The sequence below is a fragment of the Glutamicibacter sp. BW80 genome (assembly GCF_002332385.1).
Taxonomy (GTDB): Bacteria; Actinomycetota; Actinomycetes; order Actinomycetales; family Micrococcaceae; genus Glutamicibacter.
This window is the reverse complement of record NZ_NRGV01000071.1, coordinates 1-6,815: the sequence shown is the minus strand read 5'-3', so window position 1 is coordinate 6,815 and position 6,815 is coordinate 1. Positions and strand designations below refer to the sequence as shown.

6 protein-coding genes are annotated in these 6,815 nt (G+C 54.1%); 2 read left to right on the top strand and 4 right to left on the bottom strand.

Annotated features, from left to right (window positions below):
• The first annotated feature begins 57 nt into the window (after positions 1–57).
• Complete coding sequence (locus CIK76_RS17810) at positions 58–1,047, top strand: Abi family protein (protein WP_096288960.1); 990 nt, start codon at positions 58–60, stop codon at positions 1,045–1,047.
• Positions 1,048–1,691: 644 nt separating this feature from the next.
• Here CIK76_RS17810 and CIK76_RS17805 read toward each other — a convergent pair.
• The 4 genes from CIK76_RS17805 to nrdI are packed head-to-tail and all read right to left on the bottom strand — an operon-like array spanning position 1,692 to position 6,023.
• Positions 1,692–2,267 (bottom strand): NADPH-dependent FMN reductase, encoded by a 576-nt coding sequence (locus CIK76_RS17805; RefSeq protein ID WP_096288958.1) that lies wholly within the window; start codon positions 2,265–2,267, stop codon positions 1,692–1,694.
• Positions 2,268–2,313: 46 nt separating this feature from the next.
• Positions 2,314–3,339: a class 1b ribonucleoside-diphosphate reductase subunit beta gene (gene nrdF / locus CIK76_RS17800; RefSeq protein WP_096288956.1), complete on the bottom strand. Its 1,026-nt coding sequence runs from the start codon at positions 3,337–3,339 to the stop codon at positions 2,314–2,316.
• Between the two features lie 33 nt (positions 3,340–3,372).
• Positions 3,373–5,538, bottom strand: coding sequence for a class 1b ribonucleoside-diphosphate reductase subunit alpha (gene nrdE, locus CIK76_RS17795; protein WP_096254103.1), 2,166 nt, complete (start codon positions 5,536–5,538; stop codon positions 3,373–3,375).
• Positions 5,535–6,023, bottom strand: a complete 489-nt coding sequence (nrdI, locus tag CIK76_RS17790) for a class Ib ribonucleoside-diphosphate reductase assembly flavoprotein NrdI (protein WP_096288954.1) — start codon at positions 6,021–6,023, stop codon at positions 5,535–5,537. The genes nrdE and nrdI overlap by 4 nt, the downstream gene beginning before the upstream one ends.
• Before the next feature lie 327 nt (positions 6,024–6,350).
• Between nrdI and CIK76_RS17785 the strand changes: the two genes are divergently transcribed.
• Positions 6,351–6,722 (top strand): hypothetical protein, encoded by a 372-nt coding sequence (locus tag CIK76_RS17785; protein ID WP_096288952.1) that lies wholly within the window; start codon positions 6,351–6,353, stop codon positions 6,720–6,722.
• The last annotated feature ends 93 nt before the right edge of the window (positions 6,723–6,815 follow it).

Below are 6,815 nucleotides of genomic sequence, written 5' to 3'. Positions count from 1 at the left end.
CGATGACCCGATACAAAACAGATTTTCTTTAACAGATTTTCTTTAACAGGGAAGTTCATGGCTCAATACACTAAAAAGTGGCTATCGGTAGAAGAGCAGCTCGCGAAGCTAGAGCTTAATGGTGTGCTGATTGGTGATCGTGAAGCGGGGATACAGCTACTGAGGGCTGTGGGGTATTACCGTCTGACAGGGTACTTGTATCCCTTCCGCGATTCTCGTTTCGTCTATGAGGCGGATGGTCGAGAACGTGTCCAGGTGTTGAATACCTACCGCAGGGGTACCTCGCTGGAACATGCTAGAAAACTCATTGATTTCGATCGAGCCTTGCGAATTCTGGTGTTGGATGGCATCGAGCGCATTGAAATTTCGTTGCGCATGCAACTTGGGTATGTCTTGGGTAGGAAGTCGCCATTCGTGCATCTTGACGCCACCCAATTCGTTTCTTCGTTTACGACTAGCGAAGCCGAAGCCGGGGGAGTCATTTGGCCGAGTAAGCATGAAGTACTCATCACTCGGACGCGGGAACGGCAAAGTAGTTCAGATGAGTCTTTCGTGGCACATTTTCGTCAAAAGTATGATGATCAAATGCCGGTTTGGGAACTTACTGAGATTATGGAGTTCGGGCATCTGAGCAGGATGTACGGCGGGCTTCAGAACTCGACAGGCACAGAGATCGCAATGACGTATGGTGTCCCTTCCAAAAGGATCATGGCAAGCTGGATCGCGAGCCTCAACTATGTGCGGAATGTTTCCGCGCACCACGCGAGGCTCTTTAACCGAAAACTTGTCTTTGCGCCGAAGCGACCTGCGCTTGGCCAGATTCCGCTGCTGGATCATTTGAAAGAAGAGGAATCATCTAAGCAGGTCTTCGGGCTCTACAACGTAATAGCTATCATGGCCTATCTATTGCGATCGATCGATCCCGAATGCGACTGGTCCGAAAAAATGATCGAGCTGATAAATGGCTTTCCCAGCTCTTCTAGCCTCACCGTTGACAGCCTGGGTATGCCAGCGAATTGGTTTGATTTAGCCTTATGGGCGAAGTAGGAAAGCGTGCACTTCTTTTTGTGGTCTGATGTTGCTTAGGATGCGGGGTTTAATTGCCTGTCAGACGTGTTGTAACCGCATCACGCAGTAACGCGACGCAATTGGTTTGCTGAGGGTATAGCCGGCAGCGCGGCTTACGCGGGTCGAATGTCTCTTTGTTTGCTTATTATGGTTCTGCTCTGGTTTTGAAGGTTGATGTGTAGTTTCTTCGGGAAGACTGCAAAGCGCCATATGAATCGATCAGTTTGGCGGCTCAAATATCCGATAGATGCGAATGGTCAGGCGACCAATATGGGCGCCTGACCATTCGATTGGGTTTTCCGCAAGGATGAGTGAGGTGAAACGCTCGGTCCGAACCGTGGGGGCCCGTGGTGGGTCTGAAGTTTGCATGCATTCAGGGTAACAAGCAGATCGCAATAGTCGTGAAGTTATCAACCTTCAATAATGAGAAAAGTAAACTGGGCTGAAAAGAGGTTTCTAAGCTTCATTCGCTCAGTTCAAAGGGATTAGCTTCAGCGCGCTGCTCTAAGCCATTTTCCCCATGTTTCGGCTCAACTTGCTGGTTAGGCTTGTTTGGACCGCCCCATGTTCGGCATCGCACGAGCGTTGATATTGTAGGTTCCCCTTGTAGCTTGGTAAGAGGGTCAGCGGGAATCAGTGTTTTGTTCGATGAGCTGAACAAGGCGAGAGACATAGTTTTGAAGAAATTCCACTGTGGATTCCTGGGTCACATGGCCGTCTGCATCGAGAAGCGTGGGTGACTGGGAAAGAAAGACTTCTGGTTGGCCGGGGGTGGGCATGTTGAAATATGAAAGGGCAAGTCTAAGGTTCTTCTGCGAGCTGTACCCGCCCATGCGACCGACGGAGTGGCTGATGATTCCTGCGGGAAGTCGCTGCCAGATGACATCGTTGTTGGGTTTGGACCCGATGTCTATGGCGTTTTTCAGGCATGCGGGGATGGTTCGGTTGTTCTCTGGCGTGACGAATAATACCCCGTCTGAGGATTTGATGGTCTTGCGGAACAGGGTGTATTCCGGTGGGGTGGGTTTGTCGATGATTTGGGGATCGTCGTAGTCGAAATCGTAGAGAGGTAGATTCCTGATCTCGATGATGCTCGCGTTGTAGTTGTCAGGGAAGTAGTTGATAAGATTATGGGCTATTTTTCGTGCGTAGGAGCCTCGGCGTAGGCTACCGATGAGGACGGAGACGTTCTTATTCAAGGTGCGGCGCTCTTTCTCAGGCGAGTATGTGGGAATGAGGACTGGGTTAGAAATCCCAGTCGTCGTCGCTGGTGTCTTCGGCTTTGCCGATGATGTAGGAAGAGCCGGACCCGGAAAAGAAATCATGATTCTCGTCTGCTCCTGGTGCGAGGGCGGCGAGGATCTCGGGGTTGACGTTTGTCTCTTCCGGTGTGAAGCGGGCTGGATAGCCAAGATTCATGAGTGCTTTGTTCGCGTTGTAACGGACGAACACGGCGACGTCGTCCATGAGTCCGAGTGGTTTGTAAAGCTCACCGGAGTACTGCAATTCGAGTTCATAGAGTTCTTCGAGGAGTGCATAGGTGAACTTGCGCATTTTTTCTTGAGTGGCGGGGGACTGGGTTTCGAGGCCTCGCTGGTATTTGTATCCGGAGTAGTAGCCGTGCACAGCTTTGTCGCGCAAGATCAGCCGGATCATGTCCGCGGTGTTTGTGAGCGTCGCGTGTACGGAGAAGTGCAGCGGCAGATAGAACCCTGCATAAAGTAGCAACGAGGAGAGCAGCGTTGAGGAGACTTTGCGTTTAAGCGGGTCATCTCCGTAATAGTGGGTAAGTACCTTTTTACACCGTTCCTGGAGCATGTCGTTGGCGATGGCCCATCGGTAAGCACCGTCAATCTCAGGCGTCGAGGTCAGAGTCGAAAAAACGGAGGAGTAGGAACGGGCGTGCACTGCTTGCATGAAGGCGATGTTGGTATAGACGGCTTCTTCGTGTTCTGTCTGTGAATCTTGGATCTGGCAGATTTCTCCGACGGTGGCCTGGACTGTGTCGAGCATGGTGAGCCCTGTGAATACGCGCATGGTTAGTGTTCGTTCTTCCTGGGTGAGTTTTTCCCATGCAGGAAGATCGTTGGAAAGTGGAACTTTTTCAGGGAGCCAAAAGTTGGCGGTGAGGCGGTTCCAGACTTCAAGGTCTTTATCGTCGACGACACGGTTCCAGTTGATAGGGCGTATGCGGGCGGCTGGGTTATGCCGGTAGCCTGGTGGGGTCACAGCGATCTCGGTATTCGAGTAAAGGGTGTCGTGAGAATTCATTGTGGTTCCTTCTGGGAGATCAGAGTTTCAACGTTAAAGTGCGCATGAGACGCAGTTTTCGATTTCGGTGCCTTCGAGGGCGGGTTGACGCAGGCGGATGTAGTAGAGGGTTTTGATTCCGGCACGCCAGGCGTAGATCTGCGCTTTGTTGATGTCCCGGGTGGTGGCGCTGTCGCGGAAGAATAACGTGAGTGAGAGGCCTTGGTCGACGTGGCGGGTGGCGGCGGCGTAGGTGTCGATGATCTTTTCGTAGCCGAGCTCGTACGCGTCCTCGAAAAATTCGATGTTGTCGTCGGTCATGTGTGGGGCTGGGTAGTAGAGGCGGCCTAGTTTGCCTTCTTTTCGGATTTCGATCTTTGCCGCTATTGGATGGATTGATGCGGTCGCATTGTTGACATACGAGATTGATCCGGTCGGTGGGATCGCCTGTAAATAGGCGTTGTAAATGCCGTGCGCCATGACTGACTTGCGTAGCGCCTGCCAGTCCTCACGGGTCGGGATCGCGATTCCTACTTGGCTGAACAGTGCAGCGACTCGCTCGGTGGCAGGCAGCCAGTCTCGTGCGATGTACTTATCGAAGTAGGAGCCATCAGCGTAGGTCGAGGTCTCGAACCCATCGAACGCAGTTCCGCGTTCGATGGCGATCTGGTTTGAGGCGCGTAGCGTGTGGTAAGTGACGGTGAGGAAATAGATGTCAGTGAAGTCAACGCCTTCCTCACTGCCATAACGAATGCGCTGTGAGGCGAGGAATCCGTGAAGATTCATCTGTCCGAGTCCAATCGCATGCGAAGCGTTGTTCCCCGCTGCGATCGATGGCACTGCATCGATGTCTGTCTGGTCCGCAACGCTCGTCAGCGCCCGTACGGCGGTCTCGATGGTGGTGCCGAAGTCGGGTGATGCCATCGCGGCGGCGATGTTCAGCGAGCCGAGATTGCATGAGATGTCGTTCCCGATTTTTGTGTAGCCGCCGGCGGCGTTTAGCGTCGAGGGCGTGTTAACCTGGAGGATTTCGCTGCACAGGTTCGACATGTTGATATGCCCCACGAGCGGGTTGGCGCGGTTGACGGTGTCCTCGAAGAGGACGTAGGGGTAGCCGGACTCGAACTGCAGTTCGGCGAGGGTCTTGAAGAACTCGCGGGCGCTGATCGTGGTCTTGCGGATCCGCGGGTTCGTTACAAGGTCATCGTAGTATTCGGTGAGCGGCAGATCTGATAATTGCGTGCCGTACTCTCGCTGCACGTCGTAAGGGCTGAATAGGTGCATGTCCCGGTTGTCCCGGGCCAGTTCGAAGGTCACGTCCGGGATCACAACTCCCAGCGACAGGGTCTTGATCCGGATCTTCTCATCCGCATTCTCGCGCTTCGTGTCGAGGAACCGGAGGATATCCGGGTGGTGTGCGTGAAGGTAGACCGCGCCAGCGCCTTGGCGGGCGCCGAGCTGGTTGGCGTAGGAGAAAGAGTCTTCAAGGATCTTCATGACCGGCACGACCCCGGACGCCTGGTTCTGGATCTGTTTGATCGGCGCACCGGTCTCGCGCAGATTTGTCAACAGCAGTGCAACGCCGCCACCGCGTTTGGACAGCTGCAGCGCCGAGTTCACGCCACGGCCAATGGACTCCAGATTGTCTTCCAGCCGTAATAAGAAGCAGGAGACCAGCTCGCCGCGTTGCGCTTTTCCGGCGTTCAAGAACGTCGGGGTTGCCGGCTGGAAACGTCCCGAGATCATCTCGTCTGCCAAGCTGGTCGTCAGTGTTTCGTTGCCCTGCCCGAGGAATAGCGCGGTAGCGGCAACGCGCTCCCCGAAATCCTCCAAGTACGTGGTCCCGTCGAAAGTGCGTAGGGCGTAGGAAGTGAAGAATTTAAAGGCACCGAGGAAGGTGGCAAAGCGGTGCCCGGCCATCTCCACGCGTTCGTGCAGCGAGGTAACGAAAGCGGGGTCGTAGGCGCGCAGGAACGCTTCCTCGTAGTAATTGTTGTCGATCAGCCATTCCAGCCGCCCCCATACCGAGCCGAACACCTTGGTGTTCGGGATGACGTGCTGGCGGAAGTATGCGCACGCGGCCTCGCGGTCCTTGCTGAACTGGATCGATCCATCGGGGCCGAACAGGTTCAGCTGCGCGTTCAGTGCGTGGTAGTCCTTTCGCGCCCCTATGCCCTCCGGTCGTGTGAGAGCCTGCGGGGAGTCGATGGTAGTGGTCATGCCGTCTTCCTTTCCTCTGTGTGCTGCTGCGCCCAGAAGCGGGGCAGTCCTTCTCTGACGCGTTCGACATCGCGGTCAGTGCCGAGCAATTCGAAGCGGTACAGCTCGGGCACTTGGCACTTGGTCGAGATGATGGGGCCGGCGAGGCAGTAGTGCTCGCCGAAGTTGGTGTTGCCCGCGGTGATGACCCCGCGGATCAGTGCCCGGTTGGCAGGGTCGTTCAGGAACATACCCACCTGCTTCGGCACAGCACCGGCGCGCTCCCCGCCGCCATAGGTCGGCACGATCAGCACGAAAGGCCTAGTTACCCGAATCAGCCCTTCCAGACGGGGTCGCAGCGGGATGCGCACCGCATGCGACTGCAGTCGGTCGACGAAGCGACAGGTGTTCTCCGAGACGCTTGAAAAGTACACGAGATTCGGAGAATCAGAATCTTTGAATTCTCGTACGGCGAGGTCTAAGAATTTATTTCTTTGGGCGGTCACCTTAGTATCTCCTCCTTCACTCAATTGATTTTGGACCGATGCACGCATACAAGCTATATGTTGTGCTCAACCGAACATAGAGGCACAACATGTAGTGTCACCAACCATAACTCCGATGGGCCAAACAAACAACTTTGACCCATCGAACTATGAGCTCATCTGAGATTTCGTGCCCACTTCTGGATCGGTCACTGCCTTGATTTGCACTCAATGATGAGGAACGGTCAGTGTTGGAGAACGATTGGTCGGGAGAGTTTAGGATCGGCATTAAAGCAGGCAGCCCAAGTACATTTGGAGAGCTCCGTTGCCGTAGCTAGGGCGCGAGGCGTGTCATGGCAAGCCATAGGCAACGCATTCGGTATTACTCGACAGGCGGCATTCAAGCGATTCGGAACCATCTCAACGACAGGCATCGGAGAAGAAACCATGGCTAACCCAATTATTGACCTCACCTCGCGAACCGAAAATATCTTTGAGCACCTCAGCAAAGGTGACTACGGTTCCGTGAAATCACTGATGACCTTCACCTGTTCCCGCGTCCTGACGAAGAAAAAGGTTATGGATGTCTGGGACCAAGTGGTGGCAGACAGTGGACAGTTCGAATCTTGTTCCAACACCACCATTCAAACTTCCGACGGCACGAATGTTGTTGCACAGAAACTGAACCAGTACCTCGGCGGAAATTTTCAAGTCAAGTGAGACCACTAAGTCTTAGACCAACATCTTTTCTCCTTCTTCCTGCTTGATCGGTTCGTTAATCCAAGCCGCTTCAGGCAGCAACATTTTCTTCGG